Origin of the sequence: Rhodococcus sp. PD04 (assembly GCF_035918275.1) — a bacterium.
Classification (GTDB): domain Bacteria; phylum Actinomycetota; class Actinomycetes; order Mycobacteriales; family Mycobacteriaceae; genus Rhodococcus; species Rhodococcus rhodochrous.
This window is the reverse complement of sequence record NZ_CP142143.1, coordinates 1,749,934-1,769,878: the sequence shown is the minus strand read 5'-3', so window position 1 is coordinate 1,769,878 and position 19,945 is coordinate 1,749,934. Positions and strand designations below refer to the sequence as shown.

The window sequence follows — 19,945 nt, the reverse complement described above, 5'->3', positions numbered from 1 at the left end:
GGTGTACCGCCGGTACTTGCAGATGTGCTCGGCGCTTCGGGGTGCGCTCAGGTGAAGGCCATGACCTGACTGCCCCAGACCCGGCGCATCTCGCCGTCCGGATCCGACTCGACCCTGTCCGTGGAGTCGATGAGCAGGGTCGAACGTTCCTCCACCTCGTACTGCGGCCAGTGCTTCGAGCCGTCCAGCGCCGCCGGCACGCCGTGGTGCGCGAACGCGAGCCAGCGCCGCTGCACACGCCCGGAGACCTCCCCGGCGGACCTGCGGCCGCCGAGCCAGAAGGTCGGATCCCGACCGAGGGTGCCGAAATTACCGAATACGTAAGGTAATTCGGTTGCGTGCCCGGCACCGATCCGCGCAGCCTTGAGCATCGGGGTGGCGTGGTCGAAGCGGTACACCCAGGTCGGCGAATGCGCGCTGTGCGCTTCGGCGACCCACAGCACCGGCATCCGGAAACCGGCATCGCGCGAGAGTGCCATCGCTCCGGCGGGTTTGGGCAGGTCGGGATACGCCGCGACGATCTCGGCGAGACGCTCGGGAGGCAGATCCGTCCGGTCGTCGGCCAGCGCCTTGAACATCGCTTGCACGGCCGTATCGTTCACGGGCATCAACGGCGACTTCATGAAGCGGAAGATCGACGGCTCGTCCTTGTTCGAGCCGATGATCAGCGGGATCCGGTGCGACAGCCCCTTCTGGAAGGCAGCGACCGGATACTTCGGCACCAGGTCGCGATCGACGACCGGGGTCATGGCGAGCGTTCCCGGCACCTTCGTGGGGGTCTCGGCGACGAGCACTTCCGACGCCTCGACCAGTGTGTCGGTCGACATCGTGAGCAGTTCGGCGGCTCGGGACGGCGGTAGGTCGAGGATCTCGAGGAAGCGCTGCGCGACCGTCGCGGCACGTTCGCTGCCGTACACCGAGGTGGCGGGCGGCGACTGGGCGATCGCGCGATGGAAGAAGCCTTCGGCCTTCGGGACCGTCATGAGTGTGGTGACCGACCCCGCACCGGACGATTCCCCGAAGAGCGTGACGCAGTCCGGATCGCCCCCGAAGTCGGCGATGCAGTCGCGCACCCACTCGAGGGCGGCGATCTGGTCCCGGAGACCGACGTTGGATTCGAAGGTGGCATCGGGTGTGGAGAACGACGACAGATCGAGGAAACCGAGCGCACCGAGCCGGTAGTTGATCGTGACGACCACGACATCGCCGCTCTCGCACAGGATTCGGCCGTCGTAGATCTTCTGACCCGAGTATCCGATGATGTAGGCGCCCCCGTGGATCCAGACCATGACGGGGCGGCGGCGGCCGTCGGGCGGCGGCGCCCAGATGTTGAGCGAGAGACAGTCCTCGCTCAACGTCATCTCGGGTTCGATCCCGATCGGACTCTGCCGACTCTGCGGAGCGATCGGTCCGAATCGTGCGCCGTCGAGGACGCCGTCCCACGGTTCCGGTGGTAACGGCGACCGGAACCGCCGGGAACCGGTCGGGGCCGCGTACGGGATGCCCTTCCAGACGTAGACCCCGCCGTCGCGATATCCGCGGACCTCGCCGTATTTGCAGGCGACGGTGAGCGTGTCGTCCTCCACGTGGCCTCCCACCCCGGTCGGTACCGCCGTGCAGTACCGTTCACTTCGTTCGTCGACCTACCGATTCGATGATGGTGGATGCCGGGTCGGTTGTCAGCCGGCTGCGGAGAGAGGTTCGGGGGCCACACAGTCGACGAGATCGATCACGAGTGCGTCGAGTACGTCGCGCAGGTCGCCGCGCGCCGAGTCGGCGAGCGCCGGGAAGACGGTCGCGAGCGCGATGGGCACGAGCGAGGCCTTTCCGAGCAGGATCCCCATGGCCGCATCGAGCTTGACGACCTCGTCGTGCAGCCGGGCGTAGGTGGTGGTGTCCACGCCGTGCGCCACGGCGATCCGGTCGGGCTCGCATGCCGCGGCGTCCGCCACCATCCGGGGCAGGTTCTCCGCGGTGATCTCGTCGGCACTCATGCTTGCAACGTCGAATTTACGCAACATCTCGCCTTCGTTCGTCCCCCAGGAGCGACGCCGGGCCGCGCGCCGCAGTCGAAACATACAGTCAGTGTGGCCCGAAAAGCACGGAATGTGTAGAAGGTCCGGAAAACTTTTTGCACTGCCGGTACCTGACAGAAGGTACATCGCCGAGAACCCACCTTCACCCGGAATCATCACCCTGAGACCAGGACCACAACGATTGCTCCGCGAACCCTCGCGACCTGGATGAACGGGCGTATCCTCGTAAATCCGAAGTCCGTGCAGCCACCCCGACCGGGTCCGACCACGACTCCGGGCAGACCGAGGAGGTGCCGGTCGTGAGCGTCGCCCACGCCGAGTTGCTCCCTCTGCCCGCGCACCGCGCCACGACGCGCGAGTTCGCGGGGGTGAGCACTCAGTCCCGTGCCCTGTCCTTCTCCGTGCGTCGTACCGTGCGGCCGTTCATCGAGGCGTGGTCGTACGCGCCGACCGTCCCCTGGCCGGCGTCGGTGATCGACCGCCTCGCGTTCCCACTCGTGCCGGTACCCGGCACACACCGCCGGCGGGTCGATCTCCCGACGTGCCCGGCGGAACTGCTGTGGGCTCCGGGTGCCGCACCCCCGGCCGCACAGGTCGGTACGGACGGCACCGCCGTCCGGGCCAGTATCGACAGCACCGCCGTCCTGTACCTGCACGGTGGCGCATTCCTGTGCTGCGGGCTCACCACGCACCGCCATCTGGTCTCCCGCATCTCCGCCGCAACCGGCGCGCCGGTTCTGGCGGTCGGTTACCGCATGCTGCCCCGCCATCCGATCCGGCGCGCGGTCGAGGACGGGCTCGACGGATTGCGCTGGCTCGTGGCACACGGCTACCCGGTCGAGCGTGTCGTGATCGCCGGGGACTCCGCGGGTGGCTTCCTCACCTTCGCCGTCGCCCACGAAGCCGTACGCCTCGGCATCGGCCGTCCGGCCGGCACCGTCGCCCTGTCACCCCTCACCGATCTCGACCCGCGGGGCAAGCTCGACCATCCCAATTCGCACCGGTGCGCCGTCTTCCCACGACGCGCCGTCGGCGTCCTGTCGACCCTCGTCGATCGCGCCGAGCGCCTCGGTGGCGAAGGCGCCGAGCCGGTCGCCTCCCCCGTCGATCTCGACCTGTCCGAGATGCCTCCCGCACTCATCCAGACCGGATCCGAGGAGATGACCTACGTCGACGCCGAGCTGATGGCCCGGCGGCTGCAACTCGCCGGCGTCTCCACCGAACTCCAGGTGTGGGAGAAACAGGTGCACGTCTTCCAGGCCGCGGCGGGGATCGTCCCGGAGAGCGGCCGCGCGCTCGCCGAAATCGGCCGCTTCGTGCGTGAACTGCGGTGAGACCCGCCTCCCGACGCCATTGCCCTCGAGCCCGCCCCGGCGAGCACGGTCATATCGAGACCCGGATCGCATAGTCCGCCACGGCATCCGTGGTGCATTCGGGTGTTCCGGCCGGTACGACGACGGGCCACACGGACGGATCGGCCGACCGTCCTGCGGGGATGCGGGCCGGCAGGGTCCGGACGAGACGGATGATGGCGTCGATCATGCGTCGATGGTCGGGCACCTCCGGACGGATCGACACGGTTTCGTTCACCGGGATCGGAACACCTCGGCGGGCCGTCGCAGGCCGAGAACCGTGCGCTTGGGCAAGCCGTCGCTCGTGCGACCCAGCGGAGGAATGCCTGTCGGTGCCGGCGACTAGTCTTTCTCTCGGCTCGACCGCACAGAGAAGGGGGTCCGATCATGGCCGACGCGCAGACCCGGTTCGACCAGGACGTCGACGCGGCCTGGCGCGAGTTCCGCACGCGCCTGGCCGACCATGTCGCGGCCATGTGCGACGGCGACGGCCTGGTCCTCGAACCCTTCACCGACGAGGCCGGTGGCCCTGCCGGGCCGTGCGTGCAGTTCTACGCGTGGGGAGACCGGCTCGTCCGCTGCGAGGTCCCGTCCAACGCACACCTCGCCCCCGACCGGCACCTCACCCCGGTCGACGAGCAGATGCTCCTCGAACTCGGGCTGCAGGCGCCCTCCCGCGGACCGGACGATCCGGAGGACGGCGGATCCCCGGCGTTCTGGATCGATCGTCCTGGCAGCTGGGCCGATCAGCTCGCCGTCATCGCCGTGCGTGCACTTCGTTCGGTGTGGGGTGTTCCCCACCCCCTCTTCCTGCGGGCCGAGACGTTCGGAACGGAGCGCTCGGTCGCCGAGCTCACCTCGTTCCTCGTGCCCGAGACACCCCAGGCGGACCGCACCCAGGCCCCGGAGGTCCCGCTCGCGGTCGTCCCCACCGGCGACGACCATGTGCGCGAACTGATCGAATCCACCCTGCACGAGCAGATCGACGATCTTCCCGCCTGGGACGAGGACGGCGATCTCGTCCTGCGGATCGCCGGGGTGCTGGTGTTCGTCGGTGTCGGCCCTGGTGGTGGCACCGTCGACCTGTTCGCACCGATCGTCCATTCCATCACCGGACGTACGCGGGCCGCCGAGATCTGCGTCGATCTCAACCGCCGGTGGCCGCACCTGAAGTTCGTGCTGGTCGACGACCGCCTCGCGATCGTCGATCATGTTCCGGCCGCGCCGTTCGCTCCGGCGCACCTGCTCGGATCGCTCGAGACCATCACCCAGTTCCTCGACACCGTCGACAGCTCGTTCGCCACCCATATCGGTGGCTCGCTGCTGCGCGATCAGGGATTCGACGGTGCGACGGGCGGGGCGGCCGATCCTCCCTGGGGCGACGTCTCGCAGTTGCCCGACGCCGAGGACGATCTTCCGGTGGCCCTGCTCGCGGTGCGCGACTTCCATCTCGACGGTGCCGCCGACGTCGCCGCCAGCACCGTCGCGGCGATCGGCGATCGCAATCCCGAGCAGTTGCGACGGTTCCTCACCATCAGCACCGAGCTGCAGGTGTGGTGGGACGGTGAGTCGCAGACCCGCGAGGCGGCGCTCAACACCGACGGTGCTCGCGAGGCACGGGCGCGGGCACTGGAATGGGAGGCGACGAGCCGTTCGCTCGCGGAGGCCCTCCAGTTCCTCGAACAGGGCGAGGGGACCGATTCGGCCGGATCACGCGCGTCGCGCTCGAGCGCCGGCCGGGAGGCGTCGCCCGAGCAGCCCGCGCTGTTCGACAACCCCGACGAACCGACCCTCTTCGACGGCTTCGGCGACTATTCCTGAACCGATCACGTCCGGGAGACGGCGCGCCGGAGAGCGTCGACGGCGGCGTCGCCGAACCCGACGAGTACGACGGTCTCCACGTCCGTCTGCGTCTCCCGGATCGTCGTGACGGCCTGCAGGGCGGCGTCGTCGAGGGGCCAGCCGTAGATACCGGCCGAGACGAGCGGGAACGACACCGTCCGGGCGCCGAGGTCCTGCGCGACGAGCAGACTGTTGCGGTAGGCCGAGCGCAGAATTCCGGAGCGGTCCTCGTGCGCCGACCACACCGGGCCCACGGTATGGATCACCCGCCGCGCCGGGAGGCGACCGGCGGGCGTCGCCACCGCACGGCCCGGTTCGAGTCCGTCGGGTAGCGAGGTCGCGCGGAGTTCGCGGCATGCGGCGAGGATCTCCGGGCCGCCGGCCCGGTGGATCGCACCGTCCACTCCCCCGCCTCCGAGCAGGGAGGAGTTCGCGGCGTTGACGATCGCATCCACCGCGATGGTGGTGATGTCGCCGTGCGCGATGTCGAGAGCGGTCACCCTGTCGACCATATGGTCCGCGCGCTGCCCCCGAGTCGTTTTGCTGGCATGATTCAGGACCGTGACGTCCTCGGCGAAGCTGCGCGAACTGGCCGGAAAGCACGGCATCACCACCACCTACACGGGGTGGGGTGGACGCGACCACGATGTCTCCGACGAGACGTTGCGGCGTGTACTCGCCGCGCTCGACGTCCCTGCCCGGACGGACGACGAGGTCGTGGAATCGCTCGCCGACGTCGACGACCGTCCGTGGCGCAGCATGCTCCCGCCCGCGCTCGTGGTCGTCGAGGGCGAGAACCGGACGTTCCCGGTGCACGTGCCGCACGGCGACCCGGTCGCGGTGTGGGTCGTCACCGAGGACGGCGAGGAGGTCGACGTCGAGCAGCGCGACGTGTGGGTGGACCCGCGGACCGTCGACGGCCGGCTCGTGGGCCGCGCGACCTTCGCCGTTCCGCGCCTGCCCCTCGGTTGGCACGTCGTGCACGCCCGCAGCAACGACATCGAGGCCACCGCGGTCCTCGTGGTGACCCCGCGCCGGTTGTCCACCGCCGACCGGCTGCTCGAGAAGAAGCGCTGGGGCCTTGCGGCCCAGATCTATTCGGTGCGCAGCCGCCGGTCGTGGGGCATCGGCGACTTCGCCGACCTGGCCGATCTGGCGGCGATCACGGCCGGTTACGGCGGCGACTTCGTCCTCATCAACCCCGTGCACGCGGCCGAACCCGTGCCCCCGCACGAACCGTCGCCCTATCTGCCGTCGTCGCGGCGCTTCGTCGACCCGCTGTATCTGCGGATCGAGGACATCCCCGAGACGGCCTATCTGCCCGCCAAGCACCGCAAGGAACTCGACGATCACGCACAGCGCGCGGCGAAGGCGAATCGGAAGGCGCGGCGTCTCGACCGGGATGCGACCTTCCGCGCGAAGCTCGACGTCCTCGAGCGCGTGTACCGGGTGCCGCTCGGCCCCGCCCGACGGGCACGGTACGAGGCGTTCTGCGCCGAGGGCGGGCAGGCGCTCGACGACTTCGCGCTGTGGTGCGCGCTGTACGAGAAGTTCGGCGACCGCGCCGACCGGTGGGCGTCGCGCGCCCCGAGTCCCGACGACCCCAAGGTCGCCCGGTTGCGCGAGCGGCTCGCCTCGCGGATCGACTTCCACCGGTGGCTGCAATGGTTGTGCGACGAACAGCTCGCCAACGCCCAAACCGCTTCGCTCGCAGCAGGTTCCGATATCGGCATCGTGCACGACCTCGCCGTGGGCGTCGGTCCGCACGGCGCCGACGCCTGGACGCTGGGCGATGCGTTGGCGTCGGGCGTCACGGTGGGTGCCCCCGCCGACGACTTCAACCGCAACGGCCAGAACTGGAATCAGCCGCCGTGGCGGCCGGATCGCCTCGCGGAGCTGGGATACATCCCCTTCCGCGATGTGGTGCGCTCGGCGTTGCGGCACGCGGGTGGTGTCCGGGCCGATCACATCCTGGGACTGTTCCGCACCTGGTGGGTGCCGGAGGGGATGTCACCGGCCGACGGCGCGTACGTCCGCAGCGACCACGAGGCACTCGTCGGCATCCTGGCGCTCGAGGCGCACCGCGCCGGTGCCGTGGTCGTGGGTGAGGACCTCGGGGTCTTCGAGGAGTGGGTGCAGGAGTATCTCGCCGAGCGCGGCATCGCCGGGACGTCGATCCTGTGGTTCGAACGCGACGAGGACTCCCCGCGCGGGCCGGAGACCTACCGCTCCCTGTGCCTGACGTCGGTGACCACGCACGACCTCGCGCCCACGGCGGGATATCTGGCGGGCGACCACATCCGGCTGCGATCGGAACTCGGTCTGCTCGAGGGCGATCTCGACACCGAACTCACCGATGCGGCCGCCGAACGCGACTCGGTTCTGGCGCTCGCGGTGGAGCGGGGACTGCTCGACGAGGGCGAAGCCGACGTCGATCGGCAGGTCGAGGCGTTGCACCGGCTGATCGCAGCGAGTCCGTCTGCGCTGCTGGGCATCTCGCTGGCCGATGTGACCGGTGAGCGCCGCAGCCAGAACCAGCCGGGCACGGTCGACGAGTACCCGAACTGGCGGGTCCCGCTCGCCGATGCCCGCGGCAAGGTCGTCCTCGTCGAGGATCTCGTCGACCACGACGGATTCGCGAGATTGGCCCGTGCGGTCTCCGGAGACACCTCACCGGTGGAGTGACGCGTCACGAACACTGCGACCGCCGATCCGGATCCCGGATCGGCGGTCGCTGCTCGAGTAACACGCCTCAGGGCGTCACTTCGCGTACAGGGCGTCGATCTCGTGGGCGAAACGCTCGGTGACGACGTTGCGCTTGATCTTCAGCGTCGGCGTGAGCTCACCCGACTCCTCGGTGAGATCCCGGTCGAGGATGACGAACTTCTTGATCGCCTCGCTGTGCGAGACGAGGGTGTTGGCATCGTCGACGATGGTCTGCACCGCGTCGCGCAGCGCGGGATCGTGGCGCAGGTCCGCGATCGTCGCACCGGTCGGCTTGCCGTTCTCGGTCTTCCAGTTCTCGAAGACCTCCGGATCGACGGTCACCAGCGCGGTGACGAAGCTGCGTCCGTCGCCGACGACGACGGCCTGGGAGACGAGGGTGTGCGACCGCATGCGGTCCTCGATCGGCCCGGGCGAGACGTTCTTGCCGCCGGCGGTGATGATGAGGTCCTTCTTGCGCCCGGTGATGGACAGGTAGCCGCCCTCGTCGAGCGAGCCGAGGTCGCCGGTGCGGAACCAGCCGTCGTGGAAGGCACCCTCGGTGGCCTCGTCGTTGCGCCAGTAGCCGTCGAAGACGACCATGCCGCGCAGCTCGATCTCGCCGTCGTCCGCGATGCGCGCCGAGTTCCCGCCCATGGGACGTCCGACGGTGCCGATCTTCTGCGCGCCGGGCGTGTTCACGCTGTGTGCGGCCGTGGTCTCGGTGAGGCCGTAGCCCTCGTAGATCGGCACGCCGACGCCGCGGAAGAAGTGGCCGAGGCGGGGGCTCAGGGCACCGCCGCCGGAGATCGCGTACCAGCACTCGTTGCCCATGGCCTCGCGCAGCTTGGAGTAGACCAGCTTGTCGGCGAGGGCGCGCTTTGCCTTCAACGTGAAGGTGGGGCCGCCGTGGTCGAGCGACTCGCTGTAGGCGATGGCGGTGCGCTCCGCGAAACCGAAGATCGCCGCCTTGACCGGTCCGCCGGCCGCCGCCTTGCCCGCTGCCGCGTCGCGCACCTTCTCGAAGACGCGCGGCACACCGAGGATGATGTTCGGCGAGTACCGGGCGAACTGCGCGGAGACGGTCGAGAAGTCCGCCCAGTGCGCCTGCGCCGTGCCGGATTCGAAGAGCGCGAGCGACACCGCGCGTGCCAGCACGTGTGCGAGGGGCAGGAAGGTCAGGCCGCGGTTGCCGGGCTTGGCGACGATACCGACGTCCGAGGTGAGGATCGACCGGACCTCGGCGAGGAAGTTGCGGTGGGTGAGCATGCAGCCCTTGGGACGCCCGGTGGTTCCCGAGGTGTATACGAGGGAGGCCAGGCCGCCGGAACGGATTCCGGCCAGACGCGTGGTGATCTCGGCGTCGTCTACGTCGGCGCCGTCGGCCGCGAGCGTGTTCACCGCGCCGTCCTCGATCTGCAGGATGCGACGGAGGGTGTCGGGCATGTCGACGAAGAGCTTCTCGTGCCGCGCGGTCTCGACGACGGCGAGGACGGCCTCGGAGTCCTGGAGGATCCAGCGGATCTGCTCCGTGGACGAGGAGTCGTAGATCGGTACCGACACCGCGCCGGCCGTCCAGATGGCGTAGTCGAACAGCGACCACTCGTAGCGGGTGGCCGAGAGCAGCGCGACACGATCGCCGGGCCGCACACCGTTGGCGATCAGGCCCTTGGCGACAGCCTTCACCTGGTCGGCGAACTGCTGCGCGGTGACCGCGACCCAGTCGTCCCCCTGCGGCCGGGAGTACATCACGCGGTGCGGAGTCTTCTCCGCATGGGTGAACACCGTGTGGACGACCGATTCGTCGTCACCGATGGTGAACGGGGCCGGGGTCGAGTACTCACGCACTGCAATCTCCATCGTTCTGGTCGGGAGTCCGGTCGTCGGAATCGATTCCTGCGCGGAAGCGGCGCAGGAGATCCACGAAGCGTTCGAGTTCGTTCTCGTCCCAGCCCTCGAGGCCGGCACGGACGTCGTCGAGACGACGCACGATCGCACCTTCGAGAACTGTCGCTCCGTGGTCGGTGAGCCGGAGCGGATGTCCGGCGCGTGCCGGACCCGTCTCCGCCTCGACCCAGCCCGCATCGACGGCGTGACGCAACTGGCGCGACACGGTCGAGCGGTGGACCCCGAAGACCTCGGATATGTCGGTGGCGCGGCAGCCCGGATTTCGGGAGATGAAGCCGAGAAGCGAATGCTGGACCAGCGAGAGTCCGCTGTCCTGCGTTCGTGTTCCGGACGTCAGGAAGCGCACGAGAAGCTCGAACTCCTCGTATACGCGGGCAACGCCGTCCGCGGACGGCCGCCGGGCCTGCCGATTGTGTTGCACAGGGCAACTATAAACGCGAGTGAGGCAGGGCACGAATCCGCGCGGTGTCCTGCCGATTTCCGGTCTGTCTCTTCACAGCCCGTGGGCACACCCGGTGAACTCGCCCGCCCCACCCGGCGTTCACCGGGCTAGCCTGTCTGTCCGTACGGCGTCAGCACTCGGGAGAAGAGGTCGGATGGGCGAACACACCGGTCGCGACCTGTTCCGCCATCTCGTCGCCGACGAAGCGGACGAGTACCTCGCGGTGATGGACTGCTTCACCGACCTCCTGCTCGCCGATCTGTCCGCCGACGACATCGCAGCCTCGTGTGCGCGGCGTGGCGTGGCACTCGACATCGCGGTCGTCGACGCCCGGTGCCGCAGCCTGGTCCGGTGGGGCAATCTCGCACTCACGAGCGGCGGGACCGACGGCGGTGGTTCGCACCGGCGCAGTACCCCCGAGACCGCATCGACCGACGTCCGCGCCCGGTACCGGCCGACCCCGGCCGGGCTGCGGGTACACCGCGAGGCCGGCAGGCTCCTCACCACCTCCGACGATGTGCGCGGCGTGGCACGCGAGTCGCTCCGCTGCGTCGCCGACGAGCTCTCCCGCATCGACGAGCTGCTGGTGGACGACGGGAGCGTGCCCGACCGGGACGAACTGGCCGCCCATGTCACCGCCCTGTTCGCGCACCACCGGTTGTTCGCCGACAGCGTCGCCGATTTCTACTCGCACCTCGCCGAGATCCTGGGTCGTCTGGAACACTTCTCCGACCGCGAACGCGCGGACGTGGTCGACGACTACGCCGAGACCAAGAACCTGCTCCTCGACTACGTCGATGTCGTCGGTTCGGACGTCGAGCGTCTCGCGCCTCTCGTCGCCGGCAGGCTCGACCGGATGGGGCCGCGTCTGGACCTCCTGCTCGCCGTGTTGCGCGAGTCCGGCCTGCCGAACACCGTCCCGGACCGGTCCCCCGGTCGCAGTCGCACCGACTGGGACGAACTGGCGCAGTGGTACGCCGAGGACGCCGGCCCGCGACGCATGCGCGAGGCAGCAGCGTCGGCCCTGAACCGGCTGCTCGTGCGCACGCGACGGATCACGACGACCACACCGGGATTCTCACACCGCGCAGACCTCCTGCGCCTGGCCCGGTGGTTCACCGAGTCGTCCGACGAACAGGCCCACCGGTTGTTCGCCGCGACCTTCGGCGCCTTCCCCAGCCGGCACCTGCTGCTCGGCCCCGACGAGACCGACCCGCGGGTGGGTGCGGGCACGTCGTGGTGGCGGGCCGATCCCGTCGTCGTGCCCGTGTCGTTGCGCGAACGCGGCGACCACACGTCCCGCGGGGCCGTCGGCCGTCTCCCCGATTCGCTGCCCGGCCGGGTCCGGGCCGACGAACTCGCCCGGCGCGAGTCGCGCCGACGCTCCGACGCCGTCGCCGAGCTGGGTGCCGCCGGCGACCTGCACGGAGCCGATCTGTCGCCGGAGGCGCTCGACGTCCTGCTCGACGTCCTCGCCGCTGCGCTCGCGGGTCACCGCACCACCGACGGTCCGGTGCATATGGACGATCCAGATCTCGGGTTGTCGCTGACGGCGGAGCCGGGCGCCGACACCGTGGTGCACTCCCCCGACGGTGATCTCACCGTGCACGGTTTCTCGCTGCGCACGTCGGCCACGGCACCGCTCGATCACAGCGCGGTGGCCCCGTGAGCACCTCGTACGCGAGCGCGGTGTCGGGGGACGTCTCCGGTCGGCGGGACGCCGCGCGGGCACTGCTGCAGCAACCGATCGTCACCGCGGCGAGCGATCGGGAGACCTTCGACCTCGTTCGGCGCCATGCCCCGGCCCTGAAGTCCATGTTCGCCGATCGCCTCGGATACCGGCTCGTCGTCGAACCGACCTTCGCCCGTCTGACCAAGGCACCGCTCGGGTCCACGTCACCGCACCGCGCGCTCCGGCACGCCGACGGTACCGAGTTCGGCGCGACCACCTACGCGTGTCTCGCGCTGGTGTGCGCGGCACTGATCGAGCCCGGAACCGGTGCGAGGGTGTCCGTCGACGACCTGCTCGAGCAGGTCCGCGCCGATGCGCGCGAGATCGGGATCGTGTTCGGCGACCCGGTGTCCGAGGAGCGGAACTTCGCTGCGGCCCTGCGCGTCCTCGAGGAATGGGGCGTGATCACCGAGTCCGGTCACGTCGACGAGGCGACCGGCGACGGGCCGCATCTCGACGTCCACCGCGACCTGCTTCCCCATCTGCTCGACATTCCGCTGCACGGGATGCCCGGTCCCGCAGCGGCACTCGCCCGTCACGAACACGAACCCGCCGCCCGCCGCCTGTATCGCAGGCTCGTCGAGGATCCGTTCGTCGCGCGCGACGCACTGGACGACGAGTCGACGACGATCCTCGCCCGCGACCGGCACGAGCTCGCCCGCATGCTGGAGGACGACTTCGGTCTCGTCCTCGAGGTGCGTGCCGAGGGCGCGCTCGCGTACGACCCGGCCGGTGTACTCACCGACGAGGCGTTCCCGGGGTCGGGCACCCTGAAGCACGCCTGCCTGCTGCTCCTGGCCGAACTCACCGAACGGTTCGGCGACTCGGCAGCGGCCACGCTGCACGTCGACGTCCACACCCTCGACTCGGTTCTCGCCGACCTCGCCGCCGCGCGTTCCCGCACCTGGAAGAGCATCTACGTCCGCGATCTCGCGCTCCTGCGCCGGGATGTCGTCGCTCTGCTCGTCCGGCTCGGGCTGGCGCGCCCGCACGAGAACGGACTCGAACTGACCGCCCCCTCCGCCCGCTACCGTCCCGTCCCCGCCGAAAGCACGTGTCGATGACCCACTCGTCCGACCCCTCCGCCCTCGACGAGAGCCCTCCACCCCGTTTCCCGGATCGCTGGCGTCTCCACCGCGCCGGCATCGTGAACGTCTGGCACTACCTGGACGTCGAGTTCGTCCTGTCCGGTGGACGGATGATCCTGCGCGGCACCAACGGATCGGGGAAGTCCCGCGCCCTCGAGATGCTGCTGCCCTTCCTGCTCGACGCCGACCGCAGGCGTATGGACGCGACGGGCGCCGCGAAGGTCGATCTGGACGAACTCATGCGCACCGGGGCTTCGGACACCACCGACCGTGTCGGCTATCTGTGGCTCGAACTGGCGCGTCCCAGCGGACATCTCACCGTCGGAGCGCAGATCCGGTACCGCGCCGACGCCCGTCGCAGCGACGTGCACTTCTTCACGACATCCTTGCGTGTCGGCACCGAGTTGCACCTCGTCGACGACGCCCGCATCCCACTCTCACGGGAGCGACTCGCCGACCTCGTCGGAGCCGACAATCTCACCCGTGATCCGGAGCGGCATCGCGAGACCGTGCGGAGGCTGGTGTTCGGACTGCACGGGGAGACAGGACGCGAACGCTACGACGGCCTCCTGCAGCTGCTGCACACCCTTCGCTCACCCGATGTCGGCCACCGCATCGACGAGGGGCGCCTCCCCCAGATCCTGTCGGACGCGCTGCCACCGCTGACGGAGAACATGCTCGCCGAAGCGGGAGGTCGTCTCGACCTGCTCGGCGACACCCGCCAGGAGCAGCTCCGTCTCGAAACGGCGCATGGACACGTGCTGCAGTTCCACGAGGTGTACCGGCAGTACGCGGCGGATCTGCTGCGCGCCGACGCCGAGACCGCCCGCGACCTCGCACAACGGGTCGTCGAGACGCGACGCGCACTCACGGTCGCGGAAGCCGAGGCGGCCGACCTCGACGCGCAGGCCGCCGCGGCGGACACCCGCCTGAAGGAGCGCCGCGACCAGGTCGCCGAACTCGACCGCGCGATCCGCGGACTCGAGACCCACGCGATGTTCCGGTCCGCGGACGATCTCGCGCAGCGCCAGCTCGCCGTCGATACGCTCCGGCGCGCCGCCGACCACGCGGCCGCTGCCGCCGATCGCAGCCGTCTGCGGGAGCGGCGCGACGCCGACCACGCGGTCCGCGTTCTCGACGACCTGACCTGCTCGATCACGCGTGCCGCGCGACGGCTCGTGACGGCAGGTCGCGAGCTGCTGTCGGTGGGTCTTCCGCACGACACCGTGCCGACCACGCTGCATTTCTCCGTCGACCGTCCACCCGCGGTGCTCGAACCGGTGCGCACCGGCATCGACGACACCACCGAGCAGGTGGTGCGGCCGGTCGTCGCGACGGTCTCCCTCGACGCCGGGCACGTCGACGAGGTCCGGGATGCGGTCCTCCGTGCCGCCGAGGCGATCCGCCGCCGACAGGACCAGGCGGGTCGGCGACTGCTCGAGGCGCGTCGTCTCGACGCGGCCGCGCACGCCGTCCGGGAAGCCGAGGCGGCGGCCGACCGCGCGGCCCGCGACGCCGAGCAGCGTGCCGTCGACGCCGCCGAGACGGATGCCGGTGTCGGTGCGGCCGCCGCCGGTCTGCAGCATCGGTGGCGCGAGTGGATCACCGCCGACCGCACGACGGCTCTGCTGCCGGAACTCGACCGGGATCGGGTCGTCCTGATGCGCCGACTGTCCACGCAGCTCGACGCACTGATCGATGCCTCTCCTACGGATCCCGCCGGCTTTTCCGGCCCCGCCGGCCCCGCAGACACGGACTCCGAGGACATCGACCTCGATTCGGCACTCGCGGAGCTGGACTCGCTGCCCGCAGCGGCCGCTCGATCCGCCCTGAGCGACCTCGACAGTGCCCCCGCCGAACGGGAGCGCCGTGAACGCGAGGCGCGGACCGCGCGTGAAGATCTCGTCCGGGAGCAGGCGGTTCTCGAAGCTGTCGGCGAGGGACCGGAGCAGGCGCCCTGGCACGTTCGCACCGACGGTGTTCCCCTGTGGCGGGCGGTCGAGTTCGTCGACACGCTCGGGGACGACGACCGCGCCGGGATCGAGGCTGCGTTGCTCGCCGCGGGTTTCCTCACCGCAACGGTGGACGGCGAGGGCCGCTTGCGCGCACTGGGCGGCCAGGTCCTCGTCTCGCCGCGCGGCGAACCACCGTCGCAGCCCCTGTCGACGGTCCTGCGCCCGGACCCCGAGGCCGACGTCCCGCGCCCGGCGATCGAGGCGGTCCTCAGCACGATCGGATTCGAGGACGCCACAGCGGTGGCCTCGGTCTCGCGGGACGGCCGCTGGCACAACGGTGTTCTGCGCGGACGTCACACGGCCGAGACTCCGCGTTGCATCGGCAGGCCGGCCCGGGAGGCCGCGATCGCGGCCCGTCGTGTGCGTCTCGACGAGATCCGCGCCGAACTCGCCCGGATCGACCTGGCGGTGGACCAGCTGCGCGTCGACTATCCGGACGCGGCGCACCGGCGGGCGGAGATCGACGCGCATCTGTCGACCGCGCCGACCTCGCATGCCATGCGCGCCGCGCTCGAACGACGTCGGTACGCGCACGCGCGTGTGCGGTCAGCGGCGAACACCGCGGTGGAACTGCGCGAGCGGGCGACGACCCTGCGTGCTCGCTGGACCGCCGAACTCGACGCCCACCGCACAGCGTGTGAGCACTTCGGCGTGCCCGGCGGCATTCCGGAACTCGAGGCGCTGGTCGCCGGCTGTGCGTCCGCCGACACACTGTGCACCGAGCTGGCACGCGACCTCGGTGACGTCCTCGCTGCCCACGCCAGGTTCACCGATGCCGCCGAGCGGTGTGCGCAGGCCACCGCCGAGCGGGTCGACGCGGAGGAGATCGCCGAGTCGTGCCGCTACGAATGGCACGCGAAGGCCGCGGTGGTCGCGGCGCAGACGGCGGCCGTCGACGTCGACGCCGCCGATCTGGCGCAGGAACTGCGCGACTCGGAGGCCGAACGGGCACGCGCCGACGAGCAGTACCGACGCACGGTCGCCCATCGCGACCATCTCGGCCGTGCCGTCGCCGAGGTGCTCCAGCGGTGTGCGGCCGCACGCGAACGGCTCGACCGCGATCGTCACGAACTCGCCGCGGCCGCCGAACTGCTCGCCGCTCACCTGCAGCTGCCCGAACTGCGCGCTGCGCTCGAGGAGGATCCCGGCCCGGACTCCGCCGCGTCTGCCCCGGCGCTTCTACCTCCCGTCCACCTCGAGGATCCGGATCACGTGCTCTCGGTGGCCCGTACCCTGCTGGCCGCATTGCCGCCGCGCACGGGAGTCGACGAGAACGCGATGCTGGTCGCGCTGCAGCAGTTCGATCGCGACATCACGGCCCGGTTCGACATCGAGCACACGGTGACGCACGGCGCCCATCGCGTCCGGATCGCCGGGGCGGGCGACGACACCACGCCTGCGGGTGTCGCGGTCGCCCTGACCCGGCAGGTCGAGGACGGCCGACGGGCACTGTCGCAACGCGAGCACGACGTGTTCACGGGATTCGTGCTCGGCGGTGTGGCCGACGAACTGCGTCGGCGGATCGAGCGGGCGCGACAGGTGATCGCCGCGATGAACGACAGTCTCGCCGACAGCCGCACGACGCACGGGATCGGCGTGCGGATCGAGTGGCGACCCGGCGGCGAGGACGCCGACGCGGCGCGGTTGACGCAGCTGCTCACCGCCAGCGAACGGTCACCCGGGGACGCTTCCGACCTGGTCGGGATGCTGCGGCGCCGGGTGGAATCCGCTCACGCCGCCGATCCGTCCGCCGGCTACGCGCAGCACCTGTCGCAGGCACTGGACTATCGGCGCTGGCATGAGGTCGAGGTGACGATTCTCGGTCCCGAACCGGGCCGCGAGCGGCGGATCTCCGCGCGCGCCAAGATATCCCAGGGCGAGACCCGGTTCGTGTCGTACGTGGCGCTGTTCGCGGCGGCGGACGGCTATCTCTCGGGCCTACCCGACACCGGCACCGCACTGCGGCTCGTGCTGCTCGACGACGCGTTCGCCAAGATCGACGACCCGACGATCGGTGAACTCATGGGTCTGCTCGTACGGCAGGACATCGACTTCGTCATGACCGGGCACGCGCTGTGGGGTTGTGTGCCGGAGGTGCCCGAGCTGGATGTCTACGAGGTCCGGCGACTCGCCGACGGTGCGGCCGTGACGACCCGCGTGCACTGGGACGGCCGCGTCCGGCGACTCCGACCGCTCACCGAGCTGCAGACATGACCGAGCTGCAGACATGACAGTGGTGGGAGCGATACGTATCGCTCCCACCACTGTCGGTCCTTCGAAACCCGCCCGGATCAGGACACGCGGCGCAGCAGCGCGGCGAGTGCCTGTCCGCCACCGATGCACATGGTGACGACGCCGAGTTCGAGATCGCGACGGATCAGGTCCTTGGCGACGCGCAGCGTCAGGATCGCGCCGGTCGCGCCGACCGGGTGGCCCAGGGCGATGGCACCGCCGTAGGGGTTGGTCTTCTCCGGGTCGAGCTTGGCGTCGCGCGCCACCGCCACGGCCTGCGAGGCGAAGGCCTCGTTGAGCTCGACGGTGTCGATGTCGGCCGGGGTCAGGCCGTTCTGCTCGAACAGCTTCACCAGGGCGAGGGTCGGGGCGTAACCCATCAGCTCGGGCTCCATCGCCGCGGTGACGACCGACTCGAGCACGACGGAGGCGCCGAGGCCGCGTTCGCGCGCGACCGACTCACGGGCCAGGACGAGCGCGGCTGCGCCGTCGTTGATACCGGAGGCGTTACCGGCGGTGACGGTGCCGTCCTTGATGAAGGCGGAGCGCAGCTTGCCGAGCACCTCGAGCGTGGTGTCGGGCTTGGGGTGCTCGTCCTCGGTGACGGTGACGGGCTTACGGCCACCGATCTCGACCGGGGTGATCTCCTCGGCGAAGGCGGCCTTCGCGGCGTCGGTGGCGGCGCGGCGCTGCGATTCGAGGGCGAACTCGTCCTGCTGCTCGCGGCTGACGCCGTACTCGCGGGCGACGTTCTCGGCCGTGACGCCCATGTGCAGTCCGCTGAACGGATCGGTGAGCATGCCGACGGTGCCGTCGACGAGCTCGCGGTTGCCGAGCTTGTAACCGTTGCGGGCACCGAAGTCGTAGAACGGCATGCGCGACATGCTCTCGTCGCCACCGGCGACGGTGATCTCCGCGGCACCCCAACGGATCTCCTGGGCCGCGGACCACACGGCCTGCAGACCCGAGCCGCACAGGCGGTTGACGGTCAGGGCCGGGGTGGAGACGGGAAGTCCGGCGGCGAGGGTGACGCGACGGGCGTTGTAGGCGTCGGCACCGACCTGGCCGATGCAGCCCATGACGACCTCGTCGATGTCCTCACCTGCGACACCCGCGCGCTGCAGCGCCTCACGGACTGCGGTGGCGCCGAGTTCGTGCGCGGGTACGTCCTTGAGTGCGCCGCCGAAGCTACCGACGGGGGTGCGTGCGCCGTCGACGATGACGATGCGTTCCGGAGCGGTCATTTCTCGTCCAATCTGGTCGAACACCTGGGGTCCACGCGCCGGCACCGCCGAGCGCTCGGCTCTTCGGGAAGGCGTCCTCCCGAAGCGTCCGACCGATGCTACGGCACCGAGTGCCGCAATTGCGTCGGTCCGGACACACGTTGCAGAAACGTGAACGGAAACGCCATTCTACAATACGTACTACGTTGTTTTCACTCGTCGCCGGCGTCGAACGGTGGCCCCTCCGCGAGACGCTCCGCAGCCGCCGGTGTTCCCAGTTCACGGCGGTGCCGAGGGTGTTCCACATAGAACTCGAGGAAGCGGTACAACTGCACCGGATCGACGGCCAGATGCCGTGAGTCCACCTCGATCCGGGGCTCGGACGGCAGGCGCCCGAACGGGAACACCCGACTCGTGCGCCGACGCGCCCACGCCGCCGACCCGTGCCCCTCGATCCAGATCTCCGGGAACCCCCGGTCGACCGCACGGAGGCCCCGCACCGAGACCCACGGCAGATAGGACTCCACGAACCAGCCGCGCAGCCTGATCCCGTCCGGCCCGAGAACCAGCGAACCGGCCCGGATGCGCCCGAGTGCCACCTCCACGAGGAAGGTCAGGCACACCGCGGCGACGAGCGCCAGCACCAGCGCCACGAGGGGTAGCCCCTCGTTCCCGACCACGATCTCCACGGCAGCACCGAGCGAGAGGAACGTCCCGCACAGGACCATCGCGAGCAGCAGACCGAAGACGGGACGGCGGCCCCCGATCTCGGTACCGCCGCGACCGGCCGTCTCGACGTACCGGACCCGCGGTGTGCGGCTCGGAGGCGACGGCGACGGTCGCCGACCCCCGGATCCGGCAGGCCACCAGAAGGTGGCGCCGAAGGCCGCCGTCAGCAGCATCAGCACCGCCAGGATCGAATAGAAGCGGTCGGCGCCCACCGAATCGGTGCCCCACGCGCCTGCTCCGCGTGCCGCGGCGAAGATCGCCACGAGCACCGCCGCGCCGGCCGCTGCGTACACGTGCAGATTGCGCGTGCCGTGCTGCCATTCGCTCGGCGGTTCGGTGTCGTACGTCGCATCGGTGCCGGGCGTCGGTTCGGTATCGGAAGTCGCAGCCTCCGTGCCGCGCCCACCCCACGGGACAACAGGTCGTCGCATCGGTCTCCCCTCCCGGTGTACCGAGGAGCCCCGACGTCCTCGGCCCTGCCGGTCGGCCGGAACGCTACCTCGAGCGGCGGACCCGATGCGGACCCTTCGGGCGCGATGTCACCGACGGGCCCACGAGTTGGCACCGGTCGGTGTGACAATTAACATACCCCTCGGTCATCAGAGTGTTGAACCAGGTCACGGCCGTTTCTGAAGGGACAGGA

General features: G+C 70.1%; 14 protein-coding genes. 6 read left to right on the top strand and 8 right to left on the bottom strand.

What is annotated here, in order from left to right:
* Positions 1 to 47: 47 nt before the first annotated feature.
* Positions 48 to 1,586, bottom strand: a complete 1,539-nt coding sequence (locus U9J23_RS08130) for a carboxylesterase/lipase family protein (RefSeq protein ID WP_059383663.1) — start codon at positions 1,584 to 1,586, stop codon at positions 48 to 50.
* A 93-nt stretch (positions 1,587 to 1,679) separates the two neighbouring features.
* Positions 1,680 to 1,994 carry a non-ribosomal peptide synthetase gene (locus U9J23_RS08125; RefSeq protein ID WP_225623759.1) on the bottom strand — a complete coding sequence of 105 codons (315 nt, stop codon included), beginning with the start codon at positions 1,992 to 1,994 and terminating at the stop codon, positions 1,680 to 1,682.
* Between the two features lie 341 nt (positions 1,995 to 2,335).
* On the opposite strand from U9J23_RS08125, the gene U9J23_RS08120 reads away from it, so the two are divergent.
* Positions 2,336 to 3,370: an alpha/beta hydrolase gene (locus U9J23_RS08120; RefSeq protein WP_326602257.1), complete on the top strand. Its 1,035-nt coding sequence runs from the start codon at positions 2,336 to 2,338 to the stop codon at positions 3,368 to 3,370.
* Positions 3,371 to 3,419: 49 nt separating this feature from the next.
* Here U9J23_RS08120 and U9J23_RS08115 read toward each other — a convergent pair whose 3' ends face one another.
* On the bottom strand, positions 3,420 to 3,626 hold the full coding sequence (locus U9J23_RS08115; protein WP_202400096.1) for a hypothetical protein: 207 nt from the start codon (positions 3,624 to 3,626) through the stop codon (positions 3,420 to 3,422).
* Positions 3,627 to 3,775: 149 nt separating this feature from the next.
* Between U9J23_RS08115 and U9J23_RS08110 the strand changes: the two genes are divergently transcribed.
* Positions 3,776 to 5,209, top strand: coding sequence for a T3SS (YopN, CesT) and YbjN peptide-binding chaperone 1 (locus tag U9J23_RS08110; RefSeq protein WP_059383661.1), 1,434 nt, complete (start codon positions 3,776 to 3,778; stop codon positions 5,207 to 5,209).
* Positions 5,210 to 5,214: 5 nt separating this feature from the next.
* Here U9J23_RS08110 and U9J23_RS08105 read toward each other — a convergent pair whose 3' ends face one another.
* Positions 5,215 to 5,730, bottom strand: coding sequence for an O-acetyl-ADP-ribose deacetylase (locus tag U9J23_RS08105; protein WP_059383723.1), 516 nt, complete (start codon positions 5,728 to 5,730; stop codon positions 5,215 to 5,217).
* Between the two features lie 61 nt (positions 5,731 to 5,791).
* Here U9J23_RS08105 and malQ point away from each other — a divergent pair, with 61 nt between their 5' ends.
* Positions 5,792 to 7,915 carry a 4-alpha-glucanotransferase gene (gene malQ / locus U9J23_RS08100; protein WP_085469572.1) on the top strand — a complete coding sequence of 708 codons (2,124 nt, stop codon included), beginning with the start codon at positions 5,792 to 5,794 and terminating at the stop codon, positions 7,913 to 7,915.
* A gap of 75 nt (positions 7,916 to 7,990) precedes the next feature.
* Here malQ and U9J23_RS08095 read toward each other — a convergent pair whose 3' ends face one another.
* Positions 7,991 to 9,781 (bottom strand): AMP-dependent synthetase/ligase, encoded by a 1,791-nt coding sequence (locus tag U9J23_RS08095; RefSeq protein ID WP_326602251.1) that lies wholly within the window; start codon positions 9,779 to 9,781, stop codon positions 7,991 to 7,993.
* Positions 9,774 to 10,262: a MarR family winged helix-turn-helix transcriptional regulator gene (locus tag U9J23_RS08090; protein WP_272268953.1), complete on the bottom strand. Its 489-nt coding sequence runs from the start codon at positions 10,260 to 10,262 to the stop codon at positions 9,774 to 9,776. The genes U9J23_RS08095 and U9J23_RS08090 overlap by 8 nt, the downstream gene beginning before the upstream one ends.
* Before the next feature lie 175 nt (positions 10,263 to 10,437).
* Between U9J23_RS08090 and U9J23_RS08085 the strand changes: the two genes are divergently transcribed.
* Genes U9J23_RS08085 through U9J23_RS08075 form a run of 3 tightly spaced genes read left to right on the top strand, consistent with a single transcriptional unit; the run spans position 10,438 to position 17,332 of the window.
* On the top strand, positions 10,438 to 11,952 hold the full coding sequence (locus U9J23_RS08085; RefSeq protein WP_272268954.1) for a DUF2397 domain-containing protein: 1,515 nt from the start codon (positions 10,438 to 10,440) through the stop codon (positions 11,950 to 11,952).
* Entirely contained in the window at positions 11,949 to 13,079 is a 1,131-nt protein-coding gene (locus U9J23_RS08080; protein ID WP_272268955.1) for a TIGR02678 family protein, read from the top strand. The genes U9J23_RS08085 and U9J23_RS08080 overlap by 4 nt, the downstream gene beginning before the upstream one ends.
* Positions 13,076 to 17,332, top strand: coding sequence for a TIGR02680 family protein (locus tag U9J23_RS08075; RefSeq protein WP_326602248.1), 4,257 nt, complete (start codon positions 13,076 to 13,078; stop codon positions 17,330 to 17,332). Before U9J23_RS08080 ends, U9J23_RS08075 begins: the two co-directional genes overlap by 4 nt.
* A 77-nt stretch (positions 17,333 to 17,409) precedes the next feature.
* Here U9J23_RS08075 and U9J23_RS08070 read toward each other — a convergent pair whose 3' ends face one another.
* Together U9J23_RS08070 and U9J23_RS08065 are read right to left on the bottom strand one after the other, a co-directional pair.
* The gene (locus U9J23_RS08070; protein WP_059383655.1) at positions 17,410 to 18,594 is read right to left on the bottom strand and encodes a thiolase family protein; all 1,185 of its coding nucleotides are present in this window, start codon (positions 18,592 to 18,594) and stop codon (positions 17,410 to 17,412) included.
* Positions 18,595 to 18,785: 191 nt separating this feature from the next.
* Entirely contained in the window at positions 18,786 to 19,733 is a 948-nt protein-coding gene (locus tag U9J23_RS08065) for a hypothetical protein (RefSeq protein WP_272268957.1), read from the bottom strand.
* Positions 19,734 to 19,945 lie beyond the last annotated feature (212 nt).